Here is a 25,837-nt window from a genome sequence, read left to right on the forward strand (position 1 = left end):
TTCCCGACTCCCGCGCCATGATCACTCAGCTCCGACACTTCGTCTTCTTCTGCCTGGTCACCACCCTGCTGCTGTGCGGCGACGCGGGAGCCGCCATCGTCAACAAGGCCAGCGCCACCTTCGCCCAGCCGGGCGGCGGCGCTGGCGCCGTCGAATCGAACACGGTGCGCGCGCAGCGCACCGATACCATCACCTATTTCACCTCGGCCGCCTTCACGACCGTGGCCCGCGCCACCCGCGCCAACGGCCAGCTGTTCGTGCAGATCTCGGCGGCCGACTGCAACGCCGACCCGACCCGGGCCGAAGACATCAGCGTTACCATATCCTCGAAGAAGACCGGCGACAGCCAGGCATTCATGGCCAGCGAAACCGCGGCCGACAGCGGTCTGTTCCGCATCACCCCCATGACCATGGACCGCGCGCAGGACGCGGACGGCCATGAGAACGACATGGGCGACGGCATGCTCGAAGTCATGCCCGACGACACCCTCACCGCCCGCATCGCCGGCTGCGGCAACGGCGCGATCTCGACCGACATCCTGGTCGACCCGATCGGCGTCGTCTACGACAGCGTCAGCAACGAGCCGGTCGCCGGCGCCACCGTAACCCTGATCGACGTGACCGGCGAAGGCAACGGCGGCAACCCGGGCGCCCCGGCGATCGTGTTCGACGTCGACGCCGTCACCCGGATGCCGAGCACCGTCGTCACCGACGCCAACGGCATGTACCACTTCCCGCTGGTCGCCCCGAGCCTGTACCGCCTGAAGGTCACCCCGCCGAACAACTACGGTTTCCCGTCCAAGACCTCCCCGGGCCAACTGCCGGGCAACCGCGAGACCAACCTGTACGGCTCGTTCGGCGGCGAGTTCACCGTCAGCGCCGCCCTCGGCGTGGTCACCATCGACGTCCCGCTCGATCCGATCCCGGGCACCCTGTACCTGACCAAGACCGCCTCGCGCGCCGTGGTCGAAGTCGGCGACGTGCTGGATTACACCGTGCGCGTGTTCAATACCGCCGACGAGGCCCTCACCGGCGTGACCGTCATCGACGACCTGCCGGCCGGCTTCAGCTATGTGCCGGGCTCGATGCGCCTGGATAACGCGCCGTTCGACGGCAAGTTCGCCAACCGCGGCCCGCAACTGGTGATCAATGTGGGCGAGGTGCCGCGCCGTTCGAACCGCGTGCTGCGCTACCGCGTGCGCATCGGCGCCGGCGCGCTGCAGGGCGACGGCATCAACCGCGCCCACGCCACCAGCGCCGCGCCCCTGGTCTTCACCAGCACCGTGGCCGCCGCCAAGGTGAAGGTCGAGGCCGGCATCTTCAGCGACAAGGGCCACATCCTCGGCACCGTGTTCGCCGACTGCAACGCCAACGGCCTGCGCGATCGTGACGAGCCGGGCGTGCCCGACGTGCGCATCTGGCTGGAAGACGGCAACTTCGCGCAGACCGATGCCGAAGGCCGCTACAGCTTCGCCGGCGTCACCCCGCGCACCCACGTGGCCAAGGTCGACGCCACCACCCTGCCGGCTGGCAGCAGTCTCGCCATTCTGTCGAACCGCAACGCGGGCGACGCCGGCAGCCGCTTCGTCGACCTCAAGGACGGCGAACTGGCGCGCGCCGACTTCGCGCTGGATGCCTGCGACGACGAGCTGCGCGCCGCGATCAAAGGCCGCGCCGAGCGCCTGCGCGCCGAACTGCAGGCCGCTTCCGAACTGACCGTGCCGGAAAAAACCGTCGCGATCACGAAGATCGAAGACCTCGACCTGGCGAAAATGGACAACAAGCTGGCCTTCATCGGCCTGGAAGACGGCGCCGTCCTGCCCTACGGCCAGGCGATGGTGCGCATCAAGGGCACCGCCGGCAACAGCTTCACCCTGACCGTCAACGGCGTGGAAGTCGACGACAGCCACGTCGGCCAGCAAAGCACCGTCGCCGACCGCCAGCTCGACGTCTACGAATACGTCGGCGTCGCCCTGCGCCCGGGCCGCAACGAGCTGGAAATCGCCCAGAAGGATGCCTTCGGCAATGCCCGCGGCAGCCAGCGCATCGGCGTCGTGGTGCCGGGCAAGCTGGCCCGCCTGCGCATCAAGCCGCAGGCCGAGACCGCCCCGGCCGACGGCCAACGCCTGGTCATCATCAACGTGAGCCTGGAAGACGCCGACGGCGTGCCGGTGGTCGAGCGCACCCCGGTGACCCTGGACGCCAGCGCCGGCCAGTGGGACACGACCGACCTCGACCCGCGCGAGCCCGGCTTCCAGGTGTTCGTCGAAGGCGGCAGCGCCGAATTCTCGCTGCGCGCACCGAAGGAAGCCGGCGAAGCCCGCCTGCTGGCCGCCAGCGGCCTGCTGCAGGCCAAGGGCGCGCTGCGCTTCGTACCCGACCTGCGTCCGCTGGTCGCGGCGGGTGTCGTCGAAGGCGCCATCAGCCTGAACCGGGTGCGCGGCAACACCGCCAACCCGCTGCGCGACTTCGACGGCTTCGAAGACAAGCTGCGCCACATGGCCGAACGTGGCAATGGCAACGGCCTGGCCGCCGGCGCCCGCGCCGCCATGTTCGCCAAGGGCCAGGTGGGCGAAGACACCCTCTTGACCATGGCCTACGATTCGGACAAGGAAACCGAGCCGAAGCTGTTCCGCGACATCGATCCGCTGGCCTACTACCCGACCTATGGCGACGACGCGCGCCGCGGCTTCGAGGCGCAGTCGACCAGCCGCCTCTACCTGCGCGCCGACCGCGACCGCTCCTACGTGATGTACGGCGACTACGTGCCGCCAGGCGTCACCCCGGCGCGCAACCTGGGCGCCTACAACCGCAACCTGACGGGCCTGCGCACCCATTCGGAAGTCGGCAACCTGACCTTCGACTCGTTTGCCAGCTACGACACCACCCGCCAGATGGTCGAAGAGATCGCCGCCAACGGCACCTCGGGCCCATTCCTGACCGGCGGTGGCCTGATGGTCATCAACAGCGAGCGCGTCGAGATCGTCGTGCGCGACCGCAACCAGACCGGCCTGATGCTGTCGCGCCGCCTGCTGGCGCGCTACGCCGACTACGACATCGACCCGCTGACCGGCCGCATCCTGCTGCGCGCCCCGGTGCCGAGCCTGGACCCGGACATGAACCCGATCAGCCTGCGCATCAGCTATGAAGTCGACCAGGGCCACCCACGCTTCTGGGTCGGCGGCATCGCCGCCCAGTACAAGATCGGCGAGATGGTCGAAGTCGGCGGCAGCGCCGTGGAAGACCGCAACCCGGCCGCCCCGACCCGCCTGGTGAGCGTCAACGCCAGCGTGACCCCGGACGACAAGACGACCGTGATCGTCGAGGCCGCGCAGATGGAGAAGGCCGACCAGAAGGGCCGCGCCGCCCGCCTCGACGCCACCCGCACCGACGGCAAGCTGGAAAGCCGCCTGTTCGCCGGCCGCGCCGACGCCAACTTCGACAATCCATCGTCGTCGCTGCCGAAGGGCCGCACCGAAGGCGGCGCCACCGTGCGCTACCGCGTCACCGAGCGCGCCAGCGTCGGCCTGGAAGCCCTGCACACCGCCGACCTGGAATCCGAGGCCGAGCGCAATGGCGTGCAGCTGTTCGGCGGCTACACCTTCGACAACGGCATCCAGGTCGAACTGGGCGTGCGCCACGCCCGCGAATCGGCCGGCGAGAACGTGGTGCTGGCCCAGCCGGACCTGACCAGCGTGCGCGCCAAGATCGCCACCCAGATCCCGGGCCTGCCGCAGGCCGGCGTGTTCCTGGAAGGCGAGCAGGACATCCACGACAACGGCCGCCGCATGGTGGCCCTGGGCGGCGACTACCGCTTCGCCGGCGGCAGCCGCGTCTACGGCCGCCATGAACTGATCAGCAGCCTGGGTTCGACCTATGCGCTGAACCAGGGCCAGCAGCGCAGCGCCACCGTGTTCGGCGTCGACAGCGACTACATGCAGGACGGCCGCGTGTTCACCGAATACCGCGCCGGCGGCACCTCGCCGGCCGGCACCATCACTGGCGAGCGCCAGGCCGAGGCAGCCCTTGGCCTGCGCAACCTGTGGACCCTGGGCGAAGGCGTGCGCGCCAACACCAGCGTCGAGCGCGTCAAGGTGATCTCGGGCGTGAAGGACAACGAAGCGATCGCCGTGACCGGCGCCATCGAAGTGAGCCGCCATCCGACCTGGACCGGCAACGCGCGCCTCGAACTGCGCCACGGCGAAGACAGCGACGGCCTGCTGTCGACCCTGGGCCTGGCCTACAAGATCGACGAGAGCTGGACCTTCCTGGGCAAGAACACCCTGGCCGCGACCCGCTCGAAGGGCACCGGCACCACCCTGCGCCTGACCGAGCTGCTGCAGAGCGGCGTGGCCTACCGCGCCCTGGAATCGATCGGCGTCACCGGCCTGGCCAAGTACGAGTACAAGCTGGAACGCGACGATGGCCCTGCCGACCTCAAGCGCGCCGTGCACGCGGTGTCGATGAACGCCAACTGGCAGCTGCGCCGCGACACAGTCGTCAGCGCGCGCTACGCGGCCAAGGTCGCCATGGACCGCTCGGGCGGCCTGTCGACCCGCACCATGAGCCACCTGGTGGCCGGCCGTGTGACCCACGAGATCAACGAGGACTGGGACGTCGGCGCCACCGCCCAGATGCTGCTCGACCGCGACACCCGCGGCCGCCAGTATGCGGCGGGCCTGGAAGCGGGCTACCAGCTCAAGAAGAATATGTGGGTCTCGGCCGGCTACAACTTCATGGGCTTCACCGAGCGCGACCTGGCCGGCGCCGACGCCACCGCCAAAGGCGCGTATGTGCGGATGCGCATGAAGTTCGACGAAAATACCCTGCAGGGCCTGCTGTCCGGCGACATGCTGAAGTAATCCAAGGATACGACATGAACAACAACATCATGAGCTTCACCTGGTTGCACCGATCCCTCGTCGCCCTGTGCCTGATGGCCGGCATGCTGGCCGGCGCACCGGCCCAGGCCCAGGCCCAGTGCAACGCCACCGGCGCCTGCATCACCGCCGGCCCGCGCCTGGCCAGCGTCGACACCAATAAAAGCGCCCTGCTCGGCCCCCTGCTGGGCGGCCTGCTCGGCACCGGCGTCTCGCTCAATGCGCTCGACTGGAATGCGCTGGCCGGCGGCAACCTGAACCTGCTGAACTTCCTGAAGGTGCTGCAGACGCAATTGAACCTGTCCAGCCCCTCGCAGGTGCTGGGCGCCAACATCACGCTGGCCCAGATCGCGAACGCGCTGTCGGTCGAGGCGCAGGCCGAAGCCAAGCCGCAGCTGGCCACCGCCCTCTCGGGCCTGGCCTCGCAGCTGAACGGCGCCGGCGCCACCGTGCGCCTGGGCGACCTGCTCAAGATCACGGCCGATACCGGCTCGCTGGGCACCAGCACCGTCAACGCGCTCGACATGTTCACCGGCCTGATCCAGCTGTACAACCGCCGCAACGTGCTCACCACGCCGGTCCCGGTGGGCATCTCGGGCGGCGTCCTCGGCGCCGCCGGCGTCGTCAACAGCGTGCAGCTGTACGCCCAGGTGATCGAGCCGCCGTCGTACGTGTGCGGCCCGACCGGCTCGACCTTCTATTCGGCCGCGGTGCGCATCAAGCTCAAGCTCGACCTGATCACGCTGGCCCCGGTCACCGACACCCTGGTCGGACTCGGCCTGCTGCAGAGCGCCTCGATCGCGATCGGCAAGCTCGACGTCTACGCCGACGTCGCCCGCGGCCAGGGCAGCCTGGCGGCCGTCAACGCCGCCACCAAGGCCGTCACCCTGCAGGTGGCCCCGGGCGTGGCCGACCTGTACATCGGCAAGATCGACGACAGCGTGTTCTTCAACCGCTCGCGCACCATCCAGGACTCGGACGTCGACTACGGCACCATCGGCAACCTGCAGGCGACGCTGGCGCTGGGCCTGGCCGCGGTCAACGTGCCGCTCGACGTCAAGAGCATCGTGCGCGGCCAGGCGCCGTTCGCCACCAGCGTGACGATGTCGGGCAGCTTCCCGCAGACCCGCACCGTCAGCAGCAGCACGGTGTTCGTGACCAATGCCGCCAACAGCCTGGTGACCAACCTGAAGTTCCGCGACATGCCGGGCCTGGGCCTGCTGCAGGGCGTGGTCCAGCCGCTGGTGGTGACCCTGGTGACCAAGACCGTGTCGCCGCTGGTCGCGCCGATCCTGTCCGGCGTGGCCGACCCGCTGCTCAAGCTGCTGGGCATCGGCCTGGGCGAGATGGTGGTGACCGTCGAAGGCATCTGCCAGACCTGCGACGATTTCAAGCTGACCAAGGCGGCCGACAAGTCCGCCGCCCTGCCCGGCAACACCATCACCTACACGATCACCTTCGAGAATACCGGCACCACCACGCTCAACAACCTGAAGGTCAGCGACCCGACCCCGACCTATACTACGTATGTGGACAGCAGCTGCGGCGCGATGCCGGCTGGACTGTCGTGCACGGTGGCGAGCAAGCCCGAGGTCGGCGCTACCGGCAAGGTCGAATGGGGTGTGAGCGGCACCCTGGCGCCTGGAGCGACCGGCAGCGTCACGGTATCGGTCAAGGTGCAATAGTTCAATTGTGCTGCATAACATTGCCACCGCAAGTTACAATAAAGAAACGGATTATCGAGTTTCGCTATCGCAAATTGTGAGAATTTGATAGATTGTTGACTTGCCCATGCGTATTTGTTGCGCATGATGGCACCCTGTATGATGCCCGCTTTGCATGCTTGTCCATCCGGCAAGCATGCTCTGCGCATTTTGTCGGTCTTGCCGACGGGGCACTTAACCATATGCACACCTGAATCCATGAAATCGCACAGCAGCTCACCGCCGGCGCAGCCAGATCCCGCTTCCTCCGAAGTCTGTTCGACCAAGGAGGCCGCGAGCCTGCTCGGCGTCTCGCACCGCACCGTGCAATTGTGGGTCGAAGGCGGCGTGCTGCAGGCGTGGAAGACGGCGGGCGGCCACCGCCGCATCCTGCTCTCCTCGGTGCACCGGCTGGTGGCGCAGCGCAACCAGGCGGTGGCGGGCGGCGCAGCCGCCAACCAGCCGGCGGCAGCGGCGGAGCCCTCCTCGGCGCGCCGGATCGTGATGGCCGACGACGATGCCACCCTGCTGCGCCTGTACGAGCTGGAAATGTCCGGCTGGGGCCTGGATGCCGAGCTGATCAAGGCGCGCGACGGTTTCGACGCCCTGATCCGGATCGGCGAAGCCAAACCCGACCTGTTGATCAGCGACTTGAACATGCCGGGCATGGATGGTTTCCGCATGGTACGCACGCTACGTGCCGATCCGCGTTATGGCAAGATGGCGATCATCGTCATCAGCGGGCTGGACCGGGCGACGATCGCCTCGATGGGATTGCCGTCCGACATACCGGTATTCTCCAAACCGGTACGTTTTCCCGAACTGCGCGCCAAGGTCGAACAGATTCTCGGCGCAGGCGACCAGGCCATGGAGACTTAACCAGGACCAAGAAGAATGCGACACGAGCCGCACAAAATCGTTCGTACCGCCTTGCCAGATCCCCAGCCCGACGCCGCGCGCGTGCGGGCCCTGCACGAGCTGCAACTGCTCGACACCCCGCCCGAAGAACGCTTCGACCGCATCACCCGCCTCGCCTGCCGCCTGCTCGGCGTGCCGATCTCGCTGGTCGCCCTGGTCGACGCCGAGCGCCAGTGGTTCAAGTCGCGGGTCGGCATCGAGCTGGCCGAAACATCGCGCGCCACCTCGTTCTGCACCCACACCATCCAGCACCCCGAAGGCCTGGTCATCGAGGATGCGCGGCATGACCCGCGCTTCGCCGCCAATCCCTTCGTGCTGGGCGAGCCACGCGTGCGCTTCTATGCCGGCATCCCGCTGGCCGCGCCCGACGGCAGCCGGGTCGGCGCACTGTGCGTGATCGACAGCCAGGTGCGCCAGTTCGACCAGGACCAGATGGCGACCCTGCGCGACCTGGCCGCGATCGCCGGCGACGAGCTGCGTTCGCGGCCGGCCGGCCGCCCCGCGCCCGAAGGCTGGGAAAAGGCCCTGGTGGCCCACCTGCCGGACGGCATCCTGATGCTCAATGTGCACGGCGTGATCGTCGCCGCCAATCCGGCCGCCGAGAAGATCTTCGGCGCCAGCGGCGCCATGCTGGCCGGTCGCCCGCTGGGCGAGTTGCTGGACGAAGACCTGGTCGCCCGGCGCCGCGCCGGCCTGCTGCTCGAGGGCTGCCCCTACGAGACGGGCGCGCGGCGCCTGGACGGCAGCCGCTTCCCGGTCGAGTTTTCGTACTGCCGCATGGCGTGGGCCGCGCGGCCCAAGTTCGCCGTCACCGTGCGCGACATCACCCAGCGCCGCGCCCAGGAAGAACGCGCGCGCGCCACCGACGAGCGGCGGCGCCACCACTTCGCCACCGCCACCCACGAGCTGCGCACCCCGATGTCGAGCGTGCTCGGCTTTTCCGAGCTGCTGCTCAAGCGCGACTTCGATCCCGCCACCCAGCGCGAGCTGGTCGAGATCATCCACCGCGAATCCGGGCGCCTGGTCGACCTGGTCAACCAGCTGCTCGACCTGGCGCGCATCGAGGCCGGCGGCGCGGCCGAGCTCAAGCTCGCCGCGGTCGCCCTGCCCCCGCTGGTGGAACAGACCCTGGCCAGCCTGGAAGGCCTGGGCCAGTCGCACCGCGTGCGCACCGACCTGGCGCCCGACCTGCCGCCGCTGGCGGCCGACGCCAAAAAGATGCAGCAGGCGCTGACCAATATCGTCAGCAACAGCATCAAGTATTCGGCCCCCGGCACGCCGATCACGGTCCAGGCGCGCCTGGAACGGCGCGACGGGCGGCTCATGGTCGCGGTCCGGGTACGCGACCAGGGGCTGGGCATGACGCCCCAGCAGCAAGCCCAGGTGTTCGACGCCTTCTATCGCGTCGACCGCGATTCCAGCGTACCCGGCAGCGGCCTGGGCATGACCATCCTCAAGGAAATCGTCGACCTGCACGGCGGCCAGATCACGCTCGAATCGCAGTTGGGCGTGGGTACGGAAGTCACACTTTACCTGCCCCCCGCCATCACCGACGAAGGCGCCGGATAAGGTCCGCGAGGCCCGGTGTACCGCCCGCGCCACATCCGCACTGCCTTCCAATCATTTGCTCAGCGGTAATTTGATCTACCTGTGGTTTGTCCTTGACAGGCAAATGTGAAACAGTAAAATCAGTAAATATGAAAACCGCCGATCAGCAAGTCACCGAAGGACGTTCATTCGACCGGGCCGCCTACTGCACCACCAGGCAGGCCGCCGGCTGGATCGGCGTATCGCACCGCACGGTGCAGATGTGGGTCGAAAACGGCACGCTGCAGGCCTGGAAGACCGCCGGCGGCCATCGCCGCATCGCCGTCGAGTCGGTCGAGCGCCTGCTGTCGGAACGCCGCACCGCACTAGCGGGCGTACCCCGTCCGATCCCCGCGACGCGCCCGATCGCGCCGGCCGCATGCACACGCAGCGTCCTGATCGTCGACGACGACGCCATCCTGCTGCGCCTGTACGAGCTGGAAATCTCCACCTGGGGCCTGGACCTCGCGGTACGCAAGGCCAGCAACGGCATCGAGGCGCTGATCCGGATCGGCGAGGCGCGGCCCGACATCCTGGTGAGCGACCTGCACATGCCGGGGCTGGACGGCTTCGGCATGATCCGCACCTTGCGCAACAACCCGGCCACCGCCAGCCTGCCGCTGGTCGTCGTCAGCGGCATGGACAAGCCGGCGGTGCTGGCCCTGGGCTTGCCGGAGGACGTCGCCTACCTGACCAAGCCGGCCCCGCTCGCGGCCCTGCGCGCGGCGGTCACGTCGCGGCTGCCGGCGACTAGCTGAACAGGACCAGAACAGCCAACCCGCGCCAACGCATGCCAATGATAATGAACGAGACACTTCCTGCTTCCGCCCCGCTGCCCGCCGACGAGGCGCGCCGCCTGCAGGTCCTGATCGACCTCGACCTGCTGGATTCGCCGCCCGACGAGCGCTTCGACCGCATCACGCGGCTGGCGGCGCGCCTGTTCGACGTGCCGACCGCCCTGGTCAGCCTGATCGACGCCGACCGCCAGTGGTTCAAGGCGCGGGTCGGGATGGAGCTGACGGAAACGCCGCGCCCCGCCTCGTTCTGCGCCCATGCGATCCTGCAGGACGACGTGATGGTGGTGCGCGACGCCTGCGAAGACGCCCGTTTCGCGAACAATCCGATGGTCCTGGGCGATGCCGGGGTCCGCTTCTACGCCGGCTCGCCGATCGAGGTCGGCGACGGCGCGCGCATCGGCACACTGTGCATCATCGACCGCGTGCCGCGCGAATTCGGCCCCGAGGAACGCACCATGCTGCGCGACCTGGCCGGCATCGTCGCCAACGAGGTCGCCGCTCTCGAGCTGAAAGCCCTGGCCGAGCGCGAGCGGCGCAGCGCCCAGACCGTGCGCGCCCTGCTCGAGCACCTGCCGGACGGCGTGCTGCTGTTCGACGCGGCCGGCACGATCCAGTCGTGCAACCCGGCCGCCGAGCGCATGTTCGGCGCCCCCTGCCAGGCGCTGGCCGGCCAGTCGTCGGGCGCCCTGATCGGGATCCAGCCGAAGGCGGTGGCGCGCCACGAGGGCACGGGCCGGCGCGTGGATGGCAGCGCCTTCGCGGCCGAGGTCTCGATCGCCGAGATGACGCTCGACGGCCACGCCTACCTGGTGGCGACGGTACGCGACGTGGCCTGGCACCGCGCCGAGCAGGAACGGGTGCGCGCCGCCAACCGGCGCCGCCACGATTACTTCCGCACCGCCAGCCACGAGCTGCGCACCCCGATGGCCAGCATCCTGGGCTTTTCCGAACTGCTGCTCAAGCGCGACTTCGACGCCGCCACCGGGCGCGAGCTGATCGACATCATCCACCGCCAGGCAAATCGCCTGATCGGCCTGGTCAACCAGATGCTCGACCTGGCGCGCATCGACTCCGGCGGTTCGGATCAGCTGCATCCGGCGCCGCTCGATCTCGCCCAGGTGATCGAGAAGGTGAAGGCCGGGATCGAGGACGCGGCGCAGTCGGCCCGCCTCGTGCTGCGCCCGGCCCCGGACGTGCCGCAGGTCCAGGCCGACCCGCAGCGCGTGCAGCAGGCGCTGGCCAATATCGTGGCCAATGCCCTCGCCTATTCGGCGCCGGACAGCCAGGTCGAGATCGCCATCGCGGCCCAGGTGCGCGACGGCCGTCCAGGCGCCGCCGTGACCGTCAGCGACCGCGGCGTCGGCATGACGCCCGAGCAGCGGACCCAGGTCTACGACGCCTTCTGGCGCGCCGGCGCCCTGCCCGACGTGCCGGGCAACGGCCTGGGCATGACCATCGTGCGCGAGATCGTGGCTGTCCACTGCGGCAAGGTGGAGATCGCTTCGAATCCGGGGGCCGGCACCGAGGTAGCCTTGTGGCTGCCGCGCGACGGCGTGCCAACCGACCCGGAGGCCTCTTGACGACGCGCCGCATCCTCGTCGTCGACGACCAGCCCGACCTGCGCCTGCTGATCCGCCTGACCCTGCGTTCGCTGGGTGAGGTGACCCAGGCCTCCAGCGCCGAGGCCGCGCTGGCGCGGCTGGCCGAAGCGGTGCCCGACCTCCTGATCCTGGACGTCTGGCTGGGCGAAGGCATCAGCGGCCTGCAACTGTGCCGCAAGCTGAGGGACGCGCCGGCCACCGCCGGCATGAAGATCATGCTGCTGTCGGCCTGCGGCCAGCAGAGCGACGTCGCGGCCGGGCTGGCCGCAGGGGCCGACCACTACATGGTCAAGCCGTTCAGCCCCGAGGCGCTGGTGGAGGCGGCGGCGGGACTGCTGGACGGCTGAGTCGCGTATTGACGTATCATGACGTCTCCATTTCTTCCCTGGAGACGACCGTGAGCACGCAAGGCCATCACCACCAGATCGACAACATCGAATTCAACGTCGCCGACATCGCGCGCAGCAAGGCCTTCTATGGCCAGGTGTTCGGCTGGACCTTCATCGACTACGGCCCGGGCTATACCGAGTTCCGCGACGGCCGCCTGGCCGGCGGCTTCACGACCGACGGGCCGGTGCGCGCCGGCGGGCCGCTGGTGATCCTGTATTCGAACGAGCTGGAAGCGACCCTGCGCCGCGTCGTCGACGCCGGCGCCCGCATCAGCAAGGACACCTTTTCCTTCCCCGGCGGGCGGCGCTTCCATTTCATCGACCCCGACGGCTACGAGCTGGCCGTGTGGACGGCCGACCAGGAAGCCGGCTGAGACTCTGGCTGAGACTCTGGCTGAGACTCTCAGGCCGCGAGTGCGCGCTGCGATGCCGCCGTCAGCGGCAGGTCGACGTGGAAGCAGGCGCCGCCCCCTTCGCGGTCCTCGAACGACAGGTCCCCGCCATGCTCGACCATGATCTGGCGGCTGATCGCCAGCCCCAGTCCGGAGCTGGTCTTGCGGTCCGAGGCCGCGTCGGCCTGGGAGAAGCGCTGGAAGATCCGCGCGCGGAACGCGGGCGGGATGCCCGGCCCGCGGTCGGCCACGGTGATGCGCAGGCCGCGGCTGCTGCGCGCCAGCATCACCTCGATCGCGGCCTGCGGCGGCGAATACTTGAGCGCATTCGACAGCAGGTTCATCAGGACCTGGGTGATGCGGTCGCGGTCGACCTCGGCCGGCAGCCGTTCCAGGCCCGCTTCGCATGCGCTGCGCAGTTCGACCTGCACATCCTGGGCCTGGACCCGCATCGCGCCCAGTGCATCCTCCACGATCGGCATCAGGCGCTGCGGCTTGGGATGGGCCGACAGGCGCCCCGATTCGATCTTTTCCACATCCAGCATATCGCTCACCAGGCGCACCAGGCGCTCGCAGTGGCGGTGCGCGATCTCGACCAGTTCCTCGACCTCGCCGTCGATCGGCCCGGCCGCGCCGCTCTTCAACAGCGACAGCGAGGCGCGCATCGAGGTCAGGGGCGTGCGCAGCTCGTGCGATACGGTGGCCACCAGCTCGTTCTTCATCTGGTCGACGCGCTTCCTGAGCGAGATATCGTGCAGGAAGATGCTGAAGAAGCTGCGCTCGCCAATGCCGGCGATGCCGGCCGTCATCTCGATCGCGAACTCCTCGCCCTGGCGCGTGCGCACGATGCGCTCGACGCGGCGGTTCAGGGCGCCCGTATGGCCGGTGGTGCGGAACTCGACGATGGCGCGCCGCAGCGAGTCGTGGTAGCGCTGCGGCAAGGTCAGCTCGGCCAGCGGACGGCCGATCGCCTCGTGGCGGCGCCAGCCGAACATGCGCTCGGCCTGGGTGTTCCAGTCGGTGACGATGCCGTCCAGGTCCATGCCGATGAAGGCGTCGTGGGCGGTCTCGATGATGGTATTGATGTGCTGCGCGTTCTGCTGAACGATGGCCAGCGCGCTCGCCAGTTCCTGGGTGCGTTCGCTCACCCGCTGCTCCAGCGTGCGGTTCAGCTCTTCCAGCTCGCGCCCGCGCCGCACCAGGTCGGCCAGCAGCGTGTTCAGGGCGCTGGCCAGGCTGCGCACCTCTTCGTAGGAATGCTCGTCCGGCACCAGCGACGCGGAGCTGCCGCGGTGGATGCGGTCGGCGTAGGCCTGCAGGTTCTTGATCGGATGGGTGATCCAGTTCGCAACCAGCGCGCCGGCGATCGAGAACAGCACCGCCAGGGCCACGCCGGTCCACAGCGCATACTGGCCGAGCCGGTGCACCGGCGCATAGGCATTGCCCGCCTCCTGGCGCAGCAGCACCGTCCATCCCAGGCCGGGATAGTCGGCATAACCCTCGGTCTGGCTGTAGCCGACCAGGTATTCCTTGCCGTCGCTCCAGCGCTCCAGCACGTAGCCGATGCCGCGTTCGCCCCGCGCACGGCGCAGGCTGGCGGTATCGATCGTTGTGCCCTGCAGGCCGGGCGGCCCGAGCAGGACCAGGCCCTTGGTGTCGACGATCAGGGCGTCCACCTGTCGGCCGTCCTGGATCGGCTCGATCACCGAGCGCTCGACGTCGCGCGCCCACTGCCACGACAGGTGCGCGCCCAGCACCGCGCGCGGCCGGCCGTCGGGGGCCTCGACCGGGAAGGCGACGTCGACGAAGCGCTGCGGCTCGCCGTCGACCGACGGCAGCAGCTTGGCCAGCAGCAGCGCCTCGTGCACGTCGCCGATGTGGATGCCGTCCATGGCATTCGTGAACCATGGCCGGGCCGCCACATTGGCGCCTTCGAGCAGGCCGCGCGCCGCTACCTGGACCTTGCCATCCACGGTCGCGATGCCCATCCAGCTGTAGTAGCCATAACTGCGGTGGGCATCGTCGAGCAGGCGCCGCTGCGATTCCAGCGTCGCCTGGGGTCCCAGGTCGGCGATGCGGCGCGCCAGCAGCCCGACTTCACGGTAGCGTTCGAACATGCCGCGGTCGAGCTTGTCCGCGGCCTGCTGGGCCAGCTCGCCCAGGCCGAAGCCGATGCTCTCGCGCACGTGGTCGCGCGCCTGGTTCTGAACCAGGGAGACCAGGATGATGGTAAGGACGGCGCACAGGATGGAAGTGGCGAGCGCCATATAGCCTGCCAGTCCACGGGGGAGCAGGATGCGCGGCAGATTCCGGACAGTTGGCATACGCATCAACGAGCGTTTATATGGAGTATGTAACTTACCGATTTTACGTGAATAGTTGCCATACGAGAACTCGGGAGCAGACTGTTCAATAACTTGCGTGGCCTGCCCGCTACAAGAAAAACGCCGGGTTTCATTCTCACTTGCAAAAAAATATAAACCCTGCCGGAAACTCTGGTTTATACTGCAAGCCCTTTTCGTCGCCCGCCGTTTGCGACCATTTTTACGAGCTCCCCGCCAAGGCTGATCCGGACCGTGCGCCGACCGCTGTCACTATTGCTGATGCTGTTCCTGCTGTTCACCCAGCAGGCGTCGCTGTCGCACGCGGTCAGCCACCTGGCGCCGGCCGCGGCGATCGCATCGGCAGCGGCGGCCGCCCAGGAACTCAGCAGCGACACCCAGGAATTCGCGGCCCACGCCTGCGAACTGTGCGTCGCCGCGGCCCAGTTCGCGGCCGCCCTGCCCGCCTCCACCTTCAACCTGCAAGCGGTCGATCCGGCCCTCGTCGTTCACCACGCCGTCGCCACGCGCGGCATCGCAGCCGCACCCGCGCTGGCCTTCCGCTCGCGCGCCCCGCCTTTCGCCTGATCCGTCGCTGTGCCTGAAGTCCGCCCGGCGCCCTGGATTCTCCAGGCGCGCCGGTGCGTCCTCTCGTTTCGTCCTGATCCGTCGCCGACCGATCACGGCCATGCACCGGGTCCACGCCGCACCATGAACATCGCCATCCATCCGCACGCCGGCATCGGCCGTGCGCGCCCGCGCCCGGCCTTCCGGCCAGCGCGCGCCTGAATTCGCAACGCCGTTGCATCAACCAGCGGCGTTGCCGCGTCCCGCGCATGGCGGGACGGGGCCGCCGCACGCCTCAAGGAAAGAAGAATGAAGAAGCTTTTCGATACCGCATCCCGCCCTGCGCCGCGCCGCACGCTCATGGGCCTGTGCGTTGGCGCCGCCCTCGCCGCCCATGCCGTCGCTCAGGACCTGCCGCAGGTCGTGGTCAACGCCAGCCTGGAAGAGCCGTATGCGCCATCGCATGCCACGGTCGGCGGCAAGACCCCGCAGCGCCTGATCGACATCCCGCAATCGGCCACCGTGTTCAGCGCCGAACGGATCCGCGACCAGAACCTGTTCACTTTGGGCGACCTGATGCAGCAGGCGCCGGGCGTGAGCGTGATGCCGTTCGACGGCGCCAACCCGGACTTCCGCGCACGCGGCTACGCGATGGAACTGAGCTATGACGGCATTCCAGCCAGCCAGGCCGGCAGCGGCCAGCAGGAATTCGAGCTGGCGCTGTACGAACGGGTCGAGGTGCTGCGCGGCCCATCGGGCGTGACCGCCGGCGCCGGCCAGCCAGGCGGCGTGATCAACTTCGTGCGCAAGCGCGGCAGCCGTGAGCCGCTGTTCTCGGGCGCCGTCAGCCTCGGCTCCCACGATAACCGCCGGGTCGAGCTCGACGCCGGCGGTCCGCTCAACGCCGCCGGCACGCTGCGCGCCCGCGCGGTCGCGACCTTCCAGGACCGCGACTATTTCCACGACGTCACCCACGACCGCAAATGGCTGGGCTACCTGGCGCTGGACGCCGACCTGGCGCGGGGCACCACCCTGTCGGCTGCCTTCACGCGCCAGGTCGACGACCTCGACTCGACCACCATGGGCCTGCCGGCATGGAGCGACGGCGCCTTCTTCGAGGCGCCGCGCGAGACCCACGTCTATCCCTCCTGGAACCGCATGGCGTGGGCCACCAGCCAGGCCGAACTCGAACTGGCCCACAAGCTGGCGGCGGGCTGGGAAGTGCGGGCGCGCGCCGTGCGCCGCACGGTCGACAAGTTCTACAAGGACGGCTACCCGAGCACCGGCGTGAACCGCGCCACCGGCACCGCCACCTACGCGCGCCGCATGGCCGGGCTGGACTGGGAGCGCGAGGCCGCCGACCTGTTCGCTACCGGTCCGTTCTCGCTGTTCGGTCGTCGCCATAGCCTGACGGTGGGCTACAACTTCGACCGCCGCGTGGCCGACAACCGGTCGGTCACCTATGCCGCGGTGCCAAACGTCGACGTTTTCGACCCGGACAGCGTGCCGGAACCGGATGGCGACTTCACCCGCGGCAGCGCCAACCGCGTCACCCAGAGCGGCGCCTACGCCCAGGCCCGGCTCTCGCTGGCCGACCCGTTCACGCTGGCGCTGGGCGCGCGCAGCTCCAACTACCGCAACGAGAACCGCAATATCGCGCCGACGCCGGAGACGGACTTCGTCGCCACCACCCGCGAACGCGGCGAGGTGACGCCTTCGGCCGCCCTGCTGTGGCATGTCGCGCCGGATGTGAATGCCTACGTCTCCTACGCCGACATCTTCTTCCCGCAATCGCAGATGGACGCCCAGCGCCGCACGCTCGATCCGCGCGTGGGCAGCCAGGTGGAGATCGGGGCCAAGGGCGTGTTCCTGGACGGCCGCCTGAACGCCTCGGCCGCCGTGTTCAATGCGCGCGACCGCAATCGCGCCCTGGCCACCGACGTCATCGACGTCTACGTTCCGGCCGGCGACGTCAAGGTGCGCGGGGTCGAGTTCGAGATCGGCGGCCGGCCCCTGCCCGAGCTGAACGTGACGGCCGGCTACACTTTTCTCCGCACCGAATACGGCGTCCACCCGACCCTGGAAGGCGCCGAATGGTCGACCTTCGAGCCCAAGCACAGCCTGAAACTGTACGCGCGCTGGCAGCCGGCCTGGATGCGCGGCGTGTTCGTCGGCGGCGGCGTGACCGCCAGCAGCAAGCTTCTGGGCACCGGAGAACCGGGCCTGCGCGAACAGGGTGGCTACGCGGTCGCCAACGCCCAGCTGGGCTATGCGCTGGACCGCCGCCTGGCCGTCACGCTCGCCGTCAACAACGTGTTCGACCGCACCTACTGGGCGCGCGTCGGCGGCCTGAACACCTATAACATCTACGGCGACCCGCGCAGCGTGCTGCTGAGCGTGCGCGGGAGCTACTGATGGCTGCCACCATGCCCCCCTTGCGGCTGATCGTGCGTCAGCAGTGGACGTCGCTGGCGCGCGAGCGCCGCCTGCGCCTGCTCGGCCTGCTGGTGCTGGCCCTGAGCGCGCTCGCCCTGTTCGATGCGGCGCTGGATACCCGGCGCCTGGAGACCGCGCGCATCCACGACACCATCGCCGAGGAAGCGGTATGGGAGGCCCAGGGCGAGGCCAATCCGCATGGCGCGGCCCACTTCGGACGCTTCGTGTACAAGCCGGCGGCGCCGCTGGCGGTGCTCGATCCCGGCTTGACAGCCCATCTGGGCTCCACCCTCAAGCTGGAGGGCCACGTCCAGAACGCCAGCCGCTTCCGGGCCACCGATGGCGGCGCGGCGCTAAGCCGCTTCGGCGGCTTCGGCCCGGCCTACGCCCTGCAGGTGCTGGTGCCGCTGACGATCGTGTTCGCCGGCTTCGGCGTCTTTTCCGGCGACCGGGCGCGCCAGCTGGCGTGGCAGGAAATCGGCGCCGGCGCCACGCCCTGGCAACTGATGCTGGGCCGCTTCGCCGCCTGCGCGGCCGTCCTGCTGCTGCTCCTTGCGCTGGTCGGCGTGCTGGCGGCGCTGGCCACCATCCCGGCCTGGAGCGCCGCCCATTTTGCGGCCCTTGGCCTGATGCTGGCTGCCCATGGCCTGTACTGGACGGCCATCCTCGGCGTTACGCTGGCCATCTCGGCCTGGAGCGCCAGTAGCCGCGGCGCGCTGTCCGGCGCCCTGGCATTCTGGATCGTGGCCGTGGTGCTGGCGCCGATGCTGGCGCCCATGCTGGCCGAGGCGCGCCATCCGACCCCGAGCGCGGAAGCCTTCGAGGCTGCCGTGACCGAAGAAGTGATGAAGGGGCCGGACGGCCACAGCCCGCGCGACGTGCGCTTCGCCGAGTTCGAAAAGGCGACGCTGGCCCGCTACGGCGTCAAGCACATCGACGAGCTGCCGATCAACTACGCCGGCCTGCTGTTCGAGCATGGCGAGAAGGCGACCGCCGACATCTACAACCGCCACGTCGACCGGCTGTACGACGGTTACGCGGCCCAGGCGCGCTTTGCCCTGGCCGGCAGCGCCTTCTCGCCGTTGCTGGCCCTGCGCCCGCTGTCGTCCAGCCTGGCGCGCACCGATATGGAGGCGCACCGCCACTTCCTGGCCCAGGCCGAAGCCTATCGCTACGAGACGGTGCAGGCGCTCAACCGCGACATCAAGCTCAACCGCAAGCCGGGAATGCGCGAGTACGCCAGCGACGTGGCGGCGATCACGCGCGGCATCGTGTTCGCGCCGCGCCCACTGCCGCTATCCGAACTGCTGCCGCGCACGGCCTTGCCGTTCGCGCTGCTGCTGGCCTGGCTGGGCGCCGCGCTGGCGCTGATGCGGCTCGCTGCGCGCCGACTGGGAGCCGCCGCATGAGCACCCTGTTGACCATCATCCGCATGGAAGCGCGGCGCATGCTGCGCGGGCGCTGGCTGCTGCCGCTGTGGCTACTGTTCGGCGTGCTGTGCGCCTGGGCGGCCTGGAACGGCGCGGCCTGGGTCGAGGGGCGCCAGGCCACGCTCGCGCTCATCCTCGAGGACGAGCGCGCGACCCACGCCATGCGCCGCACCCAGCTCGCCGAGCAGGTCACGCCGGACAACAAGTCGCGCTACGGCGGCGCGCTGTACGCCACCGCGATGTCGCTGCGCGCCACCCTGGCGCCGGGCGAACTGGCGCTGCTGACGGTCGGCCAGGCCGAAGGCTATCCGATGGCGGCGACCATCTTTCCGTTTGTCGCCAGCAACACGATCTTCGACCGCCACACGGCCGGCATGGAAAACCCGGCGGTGCTGGCGGCCGGCCGCTTCGACCTGGCCTTCGTGATCGTCTGGCTGCTGCCCCTGCTGGTGCTGGCCGGGAGCTTCGACCTGTTCTCCACCGAACGCGAGCGCGGCATGGCGCCGTGGCTGCTGTCGCAGCCGATCGCGCCGGCGCGCCTGCTGGCGGGGAAGGCGGCGGCGCGCGCGCTGCTGCTGGCGCTGCCGCTGGCGGGGATCGTGGCGGCGACCCTGGCGTTCGCGAGCGAGGCCGGGCCGGCGGCGCTGCTGCAGGCCGGCGGCCTGGTGCTGCTGTACGCGCTGTTCTGGCTCGTGCTTGCCTTGCTCGTCAACCTGGTCGCGCGCAACGCCGCCCAGGCGGCGCTGGGCTGCCTGGCGGCATGGCTGGCGCTGGTCGTGCTGCTGCCGGCGCTGGCCCTGGGCGTGGCCGACCTGGCCGCGCCGCCGGTCAGCCAGGCCGAGCGCACGAATGCGCTGCGCGCCAAGGCGATGCAGGCGCGCGCCGAACTGCGCAGCGCGTTCGTGCCCGAGCGCGTACCCGCGCCCAACATCCCCGACGGCCTGCGCCGCCGCGCGCTCGAGGTCGAGCGCGGCGAGCGGCTGATCCAGGAAGCGCTGCAGCCCTACCGCGCGCAGCAGGCACGGCGCCTGGCCTGGCTCGATGGACTGCGCCTGGTCTCGCCCGCGATCGCGCTGCAGGACGCGCTGGAACGGCTGGCCGGGAGCGACGCAGACCGCGCCCTGCGCTTCCAGGACCAGGCCCACGGCTTCCTGCTCGAGGTGCGCCAGCTCGTGCAGCGCCACCTGGAGCGGGACCGCCTGCTCACCGTTGCCGACTACGACCGCGGCCTGCCGCGCTTCATGCTGCGCGAGGCGCCGTCCGCCGAACGCCTTGGCGCGCTGCTGTTCGACGCCGCCGTCATCGTCCTCGGCATGGCCGCCCTGCTGCTCGCGGCCGGCCGCCGGCTGCGCCGCCACGCCACTTTCACCGAATGAGGTCCACCATGCTGCACGCACAAGCGCTGTCCAAATCCTTCGGGCCCCAGCGCGCCCTCGACAATCTCGACCTGCGCATCGCGCCGGGCGAGATCTTCTGCATGCTCGGCGCCAACGGCGCCGGCAAGACCACCACCATCAAGCTGCTGCTGGGTTTCCTGGCGCCGACCTCGGGCCGGGCCCTGGTCGACGGCATCGACGTCCAGCTGGACCCGCTGGCCGCGCGCCGGCGCCTGCTCTACCTGCCGGAGCAGGTGGCGCTGTACGAAGAGCTGAGCGGCCTGGAAAACCTGGATTACTTCGCCGGCCTGGCCGGCGTGCCCGACCGTACCCCGGCGCGCCTGCGCGGCTGGCTCGAGCAGGCTGGCGTGCCCGCCGCCGCAGTCGATCGCCGCGCTGCCGGCTATTCGAAAGGCATGCGCCAGAAGGTCGCGATCGCGCTGGCCATCGCGCGCCAGGCGCGCGGCCTGCTGCTGGACGAGCCGACGTCGGGCCTGGACCCGCAGGCCAGCGCCGAATTCCACCGCCTGTTGCTGGGCCAGCGCGACGCCGGCGCGGCGGTGCTGATGGCCACCCACGACCTGTTCCGCGCGCGCGAGGTCGCAACCACGATCGGCCTGATGCGCGACGGCCGCCTGCTGCGCACGCTGCGCGCGAACGAGGTCTCGGCGCTGGAACTCGAGCAGCTTTACCTGGAAGAGATGGCGCTCGCCGCCTCGGCCGCATCAACCGTTTGACATCCTATTGAAAGGACAACCATGAAACGCCTTCCCCTCCTGGGCGCCTGCCTCGCGCTGGCCCCCGCTTTCCCGCTGGCTGCCGAAAGCGAAGCGGAACCCGACAGCACCGTGGTCGTCACGGCCCGCCGCGACAATGCCGCGCCGCTGGCGACGACGCCGCTGCAGACACTGTCGGGCCAGGAACTCGTCCGCCGCCGCATGGGCACCCTGGGCGAGACGCTGGCCGGCCTGCCTGGCGTGCACCTCGACAATTTCGGCGCCGGCGCCGCGAGACCCGTGATTCGCGGCCAGACCCTGCCGCGCATCGAGGTGCTGAGCGACGGCGCCAACCTGTTCGACGTGTCGTCGATCTCCCCCGACCACGGCATCGCCACCGATCCGCTGCTGCTCGACGCCATCGAGGTCCAGCGCGGGCCGGCGGCCGTGCGCTATGGCGGCAACGCGACCGGCGGCGCCATCAACCTGATCGACAGCAAGGTGCCCAAGCTGGTCCCCGAGGGCGGCATCACCGGCGCCACCGAAGTGCGCTACGGTACGGGCGACAACGAAAAAGCCGTGGTCGGCCGCGTCACCGCCGGCAGCGGCAACTTCGCCGTGCATGCCGAGGGCGCCAAGCGCAAGGCCGGAGAGTATGAAGTGCCCTCCGCTTTCGGTGCGGACAAGCTGCATGACTCCTTCGCCGACAGCGAAAGCTACAGCGTGGGCGGTTCGTGGATCACGAAGAAGGGCTATATCGGCGCGGCCTATACGCGCGTGCGCAACGAATATGGCCTGCCCGGACACAGCCATGCGAATGGCGTGTGCCACCTGCACGGCTATTTCGATCCGCAGCGGGTCGACCTGCATTGCGTGGGGCATGGCAGTTACCAGAATCCGCTGGACAATCCCGACTCGGACACGGCCTGGATCGACCTGCGCAGCGACCGCGTGGACGTCCGGGCGGACTACGCCGATCCCCTGCCCGGCTTTTCCAGCCTCAGGTTCCGCGCCTCCCATACCGACTACCAGCACGACGAGATCGATGGCCCCATCCTGTATAGCCGCTATACCAACAAAGTCAAGGATGGCCGCCTCGAGCTCAGCCACGAGCCCCTGTCCGGATGGTCCGGCACGGCGGGCCTGCAATACACGGACGGCACGTTTGGCGGCCTGAACCTCATCGACCTGCACGTTCCATCGACCAATTTCTACGGGTTCGACGGGCATACGCGCTACGTGACCGAGAACATCGGCCTGTTCCTCAGCGAACGGCGTGCGTTCGGCGCCGTCGACGTCGAGGTCGCCGTGCGCAAGGATTGGCGGTCGGTCGGCGTGCCGATTCCGGGGCAGTTCTTCATCAGGGTGCCGGACGAATATATCCCTTCCTACGAACAGATGTACGGTCCGAACTGGCGCCAGGAGCTCGAAGCGGACATGCGCGAGGGCCACATCAGCAGGAACCCCGACCGCAAGCATCGTCCGCTCTCCGCTTCGGTCGGCGCGACCTGGGATCTCGGCGGCGGCTATTCGGCCGCCCTGTCGCTGGCGCGCACCGAGCGGGCGCCGAGCGTGCGCGAGCTGTTCGCCTTCGGCAACAATCTCGCCACCAATAGCTACGAACTGGGTCTGCTGGCCGATTGGGAATTCATCGATCCGATCCTCGGGGAGGCAGGCATTTTCCGTGGCGACGTCCTGGAAAAATCGAATGCGCTGAACCTGACCTTCCGTAAAGCCGGAGGACCGCTCGAGTTCGAAGTCGGCCTGTTCCACCAGGATGTCGACGACTATGTGTACGCCCACGCGCTGGAAACCGAAACCCGCAACGGCGTCGCCCACCACTTCCTGGTCTATACGGCGGGCAAGGCGCGTTTTTCCGGCATCGACGGCCAGGCGAGCTACCGTCTGACGCCCGCCTCCCGTGTCACCGTCTTCGGCGACTACGTGCATGCCGAGCTCGGCGACGAGAAAGGCTATCTGCCGCGCATCCCGCCGGCCAGGCTGGGCGCCCGCTACCAGGGCGACTGGGGACCACTGACCGCGGGGCTCGAAGTCTACCGCCAGTTCACCCAGGAACGGTTGGCGCCGCTGGAGACGCGCACCGATGGCTACAATATGCTCAACGCGACCCTGGCTTACCGCTTCCCCCACGGCTCCGGGCGCTGGACCGAGCTCTACCTCAGCGGCACCAACCTGACGGACGAGCTGGCGTATAGCCACGCCTCCTTCGTCAAGGCCCAGTCGCCACTGCGCGGACGCAATATCGTGTTTGGACTGCGCAATCAGTTCTGATCCTTGATCCGGTCGGCAACGCAGTGCCGCCGATCCGGAACAATCGACGAGGCCCGGCATCTCATCGTTGCCGGGCCACTTCCACCACGTCGAAAGGAAATACGATGGCCTATTTCACCACCCGCGATGGCGTCGACATCTATTACAAGGACTGGGGCCGCGGCCGGCCGGTCGTGTTCTGCCACGGCTGGCCGCTGGGCGCAGACAGCTGGGAGTCGCAGATGCTGCACCTGTCGCACAACGGTTTCCGCACGGTCGCGCACGACCGGCGCGGGCACATGCGCTCGAGCCAGCCCTGGGACGGCAACGATATGGACCATTACGCCGACGACCTGGCCCAGCTGCTCGAACTGCTCGACCTGAACGAGGTGTGCCTGGTCGGATTCTCGACCGGCGGTGGCGAAGTCGCGCGCTACGTCGGCCGCCACGGCACCGGCCGCATCGCCCGGCTGGCCCTGATCGGCGCCGTGCCGCCGCTGATGGTGCAGCGGCCCGACAACCCCGACGGCGTGCCGCGCGAAGTGTTCGACGGCATCCGCGCAGGGCAGCTCGAGAACCGGGCCCAGCTTTACCTGGACATTCCCTCGGGCCCCTTCTATGGCTTCAACCGGCCGGGGGCGACGCCGTCGCCGGGGCTGATCCAGTCGTGGTTCCTGCAGGGAATGTTAGGTGGACACAAGAACACCTACGACTCGATCGCGGCGTTTTCCGAGACCGACTTCCGCGATGACCTCAGGAAGTTCGACAAGCCGACGCTGATCATCCACGGCGACGACGACCAGGTGGTGCCGATCGACGTCGGCGGCCGGGCCTCGGCGCGGCTGGTGCCGCACGCGACCTTCATCGCCTATGCCGGGGCGCCGCATGGCTTGACGGACACGCACAAGGACCGGGTCAACGCCGACCTGCTGGCCTTCGCGCGCGGCGAAAGCGTCGGACACTAGGCGCGCATACTCCCCCATGCCAGGCCATGGAGGCGGGATACTCCCCCTCCTTCCTGCGGCGGCTGTGCAGGGCGCGTTGCAGGTCATGCAGTCGATGGCTATCGCTCATCCGTTAGCGGCGCGACAAGAAAATCTATCGCTCATCCATGGCCATTCTGGCATACGCGAGGGCACATTAACGAAAATTAATAATTCGCACACCCCCTCTTAAGCCGGCGCCGGGCATGATCGAAGGTTGGGAAAATATCGCTCTCAACCTTGCAATCCGGATCCAACCACATGCCCTCGACCACTTTCTTGCGCTGGCGCCAGCCGGCCCTTGGCGCCGCCGTACTGGCGGCGCTGCTGCTGTCCGCCTGCGCCAAAGACCCGAAACCCGTCGCGCCCACCGTTCCGGAGGTGGCCGTGTTGACGATGAATACGTCCAACGTGGCGCTCAACATCGCCCTGCCGGGGCGCACCGCCCCCTTCCTGCTGGCCGAGGTGCGGGCCCGGGTCGACGGCATCGTGCAGGAGCGCCGGTTCAAGGAAGGGGCGGACGTGAAGGCGGGCGATCCGCTGTACCTGATCGACCCGGCGCCCTACCGCGCGGCGCTGGCCAGCGCCGAGGCCGAGCTGCAGCGGGCCCAGGCCACCTTGGCGAGCAACACCTCCCTGCTCAAGCGCAGCCAGGTGCTGGTGAAGGAAAACGCGGTCAGCAAGCAGGAATTCGAAAATGCCGAGGCGGCCCAGCTGGAAGCCGCGGCCGACGTTGCCGCCGCTAAAGCGGCCGTCGAGACCGCCCGAATCAACCTGGGTTACACCAGCGTCAGCGCGCCGATCACCGGCCGCAGCAGCGTGTCGGCGGTGACGCAAGGCGCCTATGTCCAGGGCAGCGCCGCGACCCTGATGACCACCGTCCAGCAGATCGATCCGATGTACGTCGACCTGCAGCAGTCGAGCGTCGACGGCCTGGCCCTGCGCCGCGAGATCGCCGCCGGCCGGGTGCGCATGGACGGCGCGAATGCCGCCAGGGTCAGCCTGACGCTGGAAGACGGCAGCACCTATGCACGCCACGGCACGCTCGAGTTTTCCGGCGTGACGGTCGACCAGGCCACCGGCGCGGTCACCCTGCGCGCGCGCTTCCCGAATCCCGACAAGCTGCTGCTGCCCGGGATGTTCGTGCGCGCCAGCGTCAGCCAGGGCGTGCGCCAGGCGGTGATGCGGGTGCCGGCGCCGGCCGTCTCGCGCACCCCGCAGGGTACGGCGACCGTCATGGTCGTGGACCGCGAGAACAAGGCCCAGCTGCGCACCGTGCGCACCGGCGCCCTGGTCGATGGCTACTGGCTGATCGACGAAGGCCTGAAGGAAGGCGAACGCGTGGTGGTCAGCGGCACCCAGAAGCTGCGTCCCGGGACCGTGGTGCGGATCGGCGCGCCGTCGGCGCCGGCCAGCCAGGCGCCCGCAGCGCCGCCGGCTCCGGTCCAGGCGCAGGCGCAGCGGGGATAA

At 69.0% G+C, this 25,837-nt stretch carries 17 protein-coding genes; 16 read left to right on the forward strand and 1 reads right to left on the reverse strand.

What is annotated here, in order from left to right; all coding sequences use genetic code 11:
• The first annotated feature begins 17 nt into the window (after positions 1-17).
• The 8 genes from J3U95_RS08695 (at position 18) to J3U95_RS08730 (ending at position 12,249) form a co-directional block, all read left to right on the forward strand.
• A complete protein-coding gene (locus tag J3U95_RS08695) occupies positions 18-4,862 on the forward strand; it encodes an SdrD B-like domain-containing protein (RefSeq protein ID WP_208278212.1) in 4,845 nt (1,614 codons plus the stop codon).
• A 14-nt stretch (positions 4,863-4,876) separates the two neighbouring features.
• The gene (locus J3U95_RS08700; protein ID WP_208278213.1) at positions 4,877-6,565 is read left to right on the forward strand and encodes a CLIPPER-2 domain-containing protein; all 1,689 of its coding nucleotides are present in this window, start codon (positions 4,877-4,879) and stop codon (positions 6,563-6,565) included.
• Between the two features lie 237 nt (positions 6,566-6,802).
• The gene (locus J3U95_RS08705; protein WP_208278214.1) at positions 6,803-7,462 is read left to right on the forward strand and encodes a response regulator; all 660 of its coding nucleotides are present in this window, start codon (positions 6,803-6,805) and stop codon (positions 7,460-7,462) included.
• Between the two features lie 51 nt (positions 7,463-7,513).
• On the forward strand, positions 7,514-9,070 hold the full coding sequence (locus J3U95_RS08710) for a sensor histidine kinase (protein WP_229519711.1): 1,557 nt from the start codon (positions 7,514-7,516) through the stop codon (positions 9,068-9,070).
• A 128-nt stretch (positions 9,071-9,198) separates the two neighbouring features.
• On the forward strand, positions 9,199-9,846 hold the full coding sequence (locus tag J3U95_RS08715; RefSeq protein ID WP_208278216.1) for a response regulator: 648 nt from the start codon (positions 9,199-9,201) through the stop codon (positions 9,844-9,846).
• A gap of 44 nt (positions 9,847-9,890) precedes the next feature.
• Positions 9,891-11,465: a sensor histidine kinase gene (locus tag J3U95_RS08720; RefSeq protein ID WP_208278217.1), complete on the forward strand. Its 1,575-nt coding sequence runs from the start codon at positions 9,891-9,893 to the stop codon at positions 11,463-11,465.
• The gene (locus J3U95_RS08725) at positions 11,462-11,833 is read left to right on the forward strand and encodes a response regulator transcription factor (protein WP_208278218.1); all 372 of its coding nucleotides are present in this window, start codon (positions 11,462-11,464) and stop codon (positions 11,831-11,833) included. The genes J3U95_RS08720 and J3U95_RS08725 overlap by 4 nt, the downstream gene beginning before the upstream one ends.
• Positions 11,834-11,883: 50 nt before the next feature.
• The gene (locus J3U95_RS08730) at positions 11,884-12,249 is read left to right on the forward strand and encodes a VOC family protein (protein ID WP_208278219.1); all 366 of its coding nucleotides are present in this window, start codon (positions 11,884-11,886) and stop codon (positions 12,247-12,249) included.
• Between the two features lie 29 nt (positions 12,250-12,278).
• Here J3U95_RS08730 and J3U95_RS08735 read toward each other — a convergent pair whose 3' ends face one another.
• On the reverse strand, positions 12,279-14,591 hold the full coding sequence (locus tag J3U95_RS08735) for a sensor histidine kinase (RefSeq protein ID WP_229519712.1): 2,313 nt from the start codon (positions 14,589-14,591) through the stop codon (positions 12,279-12,281).
• Positions 14,592-14,843: 252 nt separating this feature from the next.
• Between J3U95_RS08735 and J3U95_RS08740 the strand changes: the two genes are divergently transcribed.
• The 8 genes from J3U95_RS08740 (at position 14,844) to J3U95_RS08775 (ending at position 25,837) form a co-directional block, all read left to right on the forward strand.
• On the forward strand, positions 14,844-15,176 hold the full coding sequence (locus J3U95_RS08740; protein WP_208278221.1) for a hypothetical protein: 333 nt from the start codon (positions 14,844-14,846) through the stop codon (positions 15,174-15,176).
• A gap of 288 nt (positions 15,177-15,464) precedes the next feature.
• Positions 15,465-17,570, forward strand: a complete 2,106-nt coding sequence (locus tag J3U95_RS08745; RefSeq protein ID WP_208278222.1) for a TonB-dependent siderophore receptor — start codon at positions 15,465-15,467, stop codon at positions 17,568-17,570.
• Entirely contained in the window at positions 17,570-19,000 is a 1,431-nt protein-coding gene (locus J3U95_RS08750; RefSeq protein WP_208278223.1) for a DUF3526 domain-containing protein, read from the forward strand. The genes J3U95_RS08745 and J3U95_RS08750 overlap by 1 nt, the downstream gene beginning before the upstream one ends.
• Positions 18,997-20,397 carry an ABC transporter permease subunit gene (locus tag J3U95_RS08755; RefSeq protein ID WP_208278224.1) on the forward strand — a complete coding sequence of 467 codons (1,401 nt, stop codon included), beginning with the start codon at positions 18,997-18,999 and terminating at the stop codon, positions 20,395-20,397. The genes J3U95_RS08750 and J3U95_RS08755 overlap by 4 nt, the downstream gene beginning before the upstream one ends.
• 8 nt (positions 20,398-20,405) lie before the next feature.
• Positions 20,406-21,134, forward strand: coding sequence for an ABC transporter ATP-binding protein (locus J3U95_RS08760; RefSeq protein ID WP_208278225.1), 729 nt, complete (start codon positions 20,406-20,408; stop codon positions 21,132-21,134).
• 21 nt (positions 21,135-21,155) lie between these two features.
• Positions 21,156-23,405 (forward strand): TonB-dependent receptor domain-containing protein, encoded by a 2,250-nt coding sequence (locus J3U95_RS08765; protein WP_208278226.1) that lies wholly within the window; start codon positions 21,156-21,158, stop codon positions 23,403-23,405.
• 104 nt (positions 23,406-23,509) lie between these two features.
• Positions 23,510-24,349, forward strand: coding sequence for an alpha/beta fold hydrolase (locus J3U95_RS08770; protein ID WP_208278227.1), 840 nt, complete (start codon positions 23,510-23,512; stop codon positions 24,347-24,349).
• A 279-nt stretch (positions 24,350-24,628) separates the two neighbouring features.
• Positions 24,629-25,837 (forward strand): efflux RND transporter periplasmic adaptor subunit, encoded by a 1,209-nt coding sequence (locus J3U95_RS08775; protein ID WP_208278228.1) that lies wholly within the window; start codon positions 24,629-24,631, stop codon positions 25,835-25,837.

The sequence above is a fragment of the Massilia oculi genome (assembly GCF_017582745.1).
GTDB classification, from domain to species: Bacteria; Pseudomonadota; Gammaproteobacteria; order Burkholderiales; family Burkholderiaceae_D; genus Telluria; species Telluria oculi_A.

Excerpts from the sequence above, each read along its gene's own strand:
- J3U95_RS08715 (WP_208278216.1), top strand. The coding sequence starts at position 9,199 with ATGAAAACCGCCGATCAGCAAGTCACCGAAGGACGTTCATTCGACCGG.
- J3U95_RS08745 (WP_208278222.1), top strand. The coding sequence starts at position 15,465 with ATGAAGAAGCTTTTCGATACCGCATCCCGCCCTGCGCCGCGCCGCACG.
- J3U95_RS08750 (WP_208278223.1), top strand. The coding sequence starts at position 17,570 with ATGGCTGCCACCATGCCCCCCTTGCGGCTGATCGTGCGTCAGCAGTGG.
- J3U95_RS08720 (WP_208278217.1), top strand. The coding sequence starts at position 9,891 with ATGAACGAGACACTTCCTGCTTCCGCCCCGCTGCCCGCCGACGAGGCG.
- J3U95_RS08765 (WP_208278226.1), top strand. The coding sequence starts at position 21,156 with ATGAAACGCCTTCCCCTCCTGGGCGCCTGCCTCGCGCTGGCCCCCGCT.
- J3U95_RS08705 (WP_208278214.1), top strand. The coding sequence starts at position 6,803 with ATGAAATCGCACAGCAGCTCACCGCCGGCGCAGCCAGATCCCGCTTCC.
- J3U95_RS08700 (WP_208278213.1), top strand. The coding sequence starts at position 4,877 with ATGAACAACAACATCATGAGCTTCACCTGGTTGCACCGATCCCTCGTC.
- J3U95_RS08760 (WP_208278225.1), top strand. The coding sequence starts at position 20,406 with ATGCTGCACGCACAAGCGCTGTCCAAATCCTTCGGGCCCCAGCGCGCC.
- J3U95_RS08735 (WP_229519712.1), bottom strand. The coding sequence starts at position 14,591 with ATGCCAACTGTCCGGAATCTGCCGCGCATCCTGCTCCCCCGTGGACTG.
- J3U95_RS08770 (WP_208278227.1), top strand. The coding sequence starts at position 23,510 with ATGGCCTATTTCACCACCCGCGATGGCGTCGACATCTATTACAAGGAC.
- J3U95_RS08775 (WP_208278228.1), top strand. The coding sequence starts at position 24,629 with ATGCCCTCGACCACTTTCTTGCGCTGGCGCCAGCCGGCCCTTGGCGCC.
- J3U95_RS08755 (WP_208278224.1), top strand. The coding sequence starts at position 18,997 with ATGAGCACCCTGTTGACCATCATCCGCATGGAAGCGCGGCGCATGCTG.
- J3U95_RS08695 (WP_208278212.1), top strand. The coding sequence starts at position 18 with ATGATCACTCAGCTCCGACACTTCGTCTTCTTCTGCCTGGTCACCACC.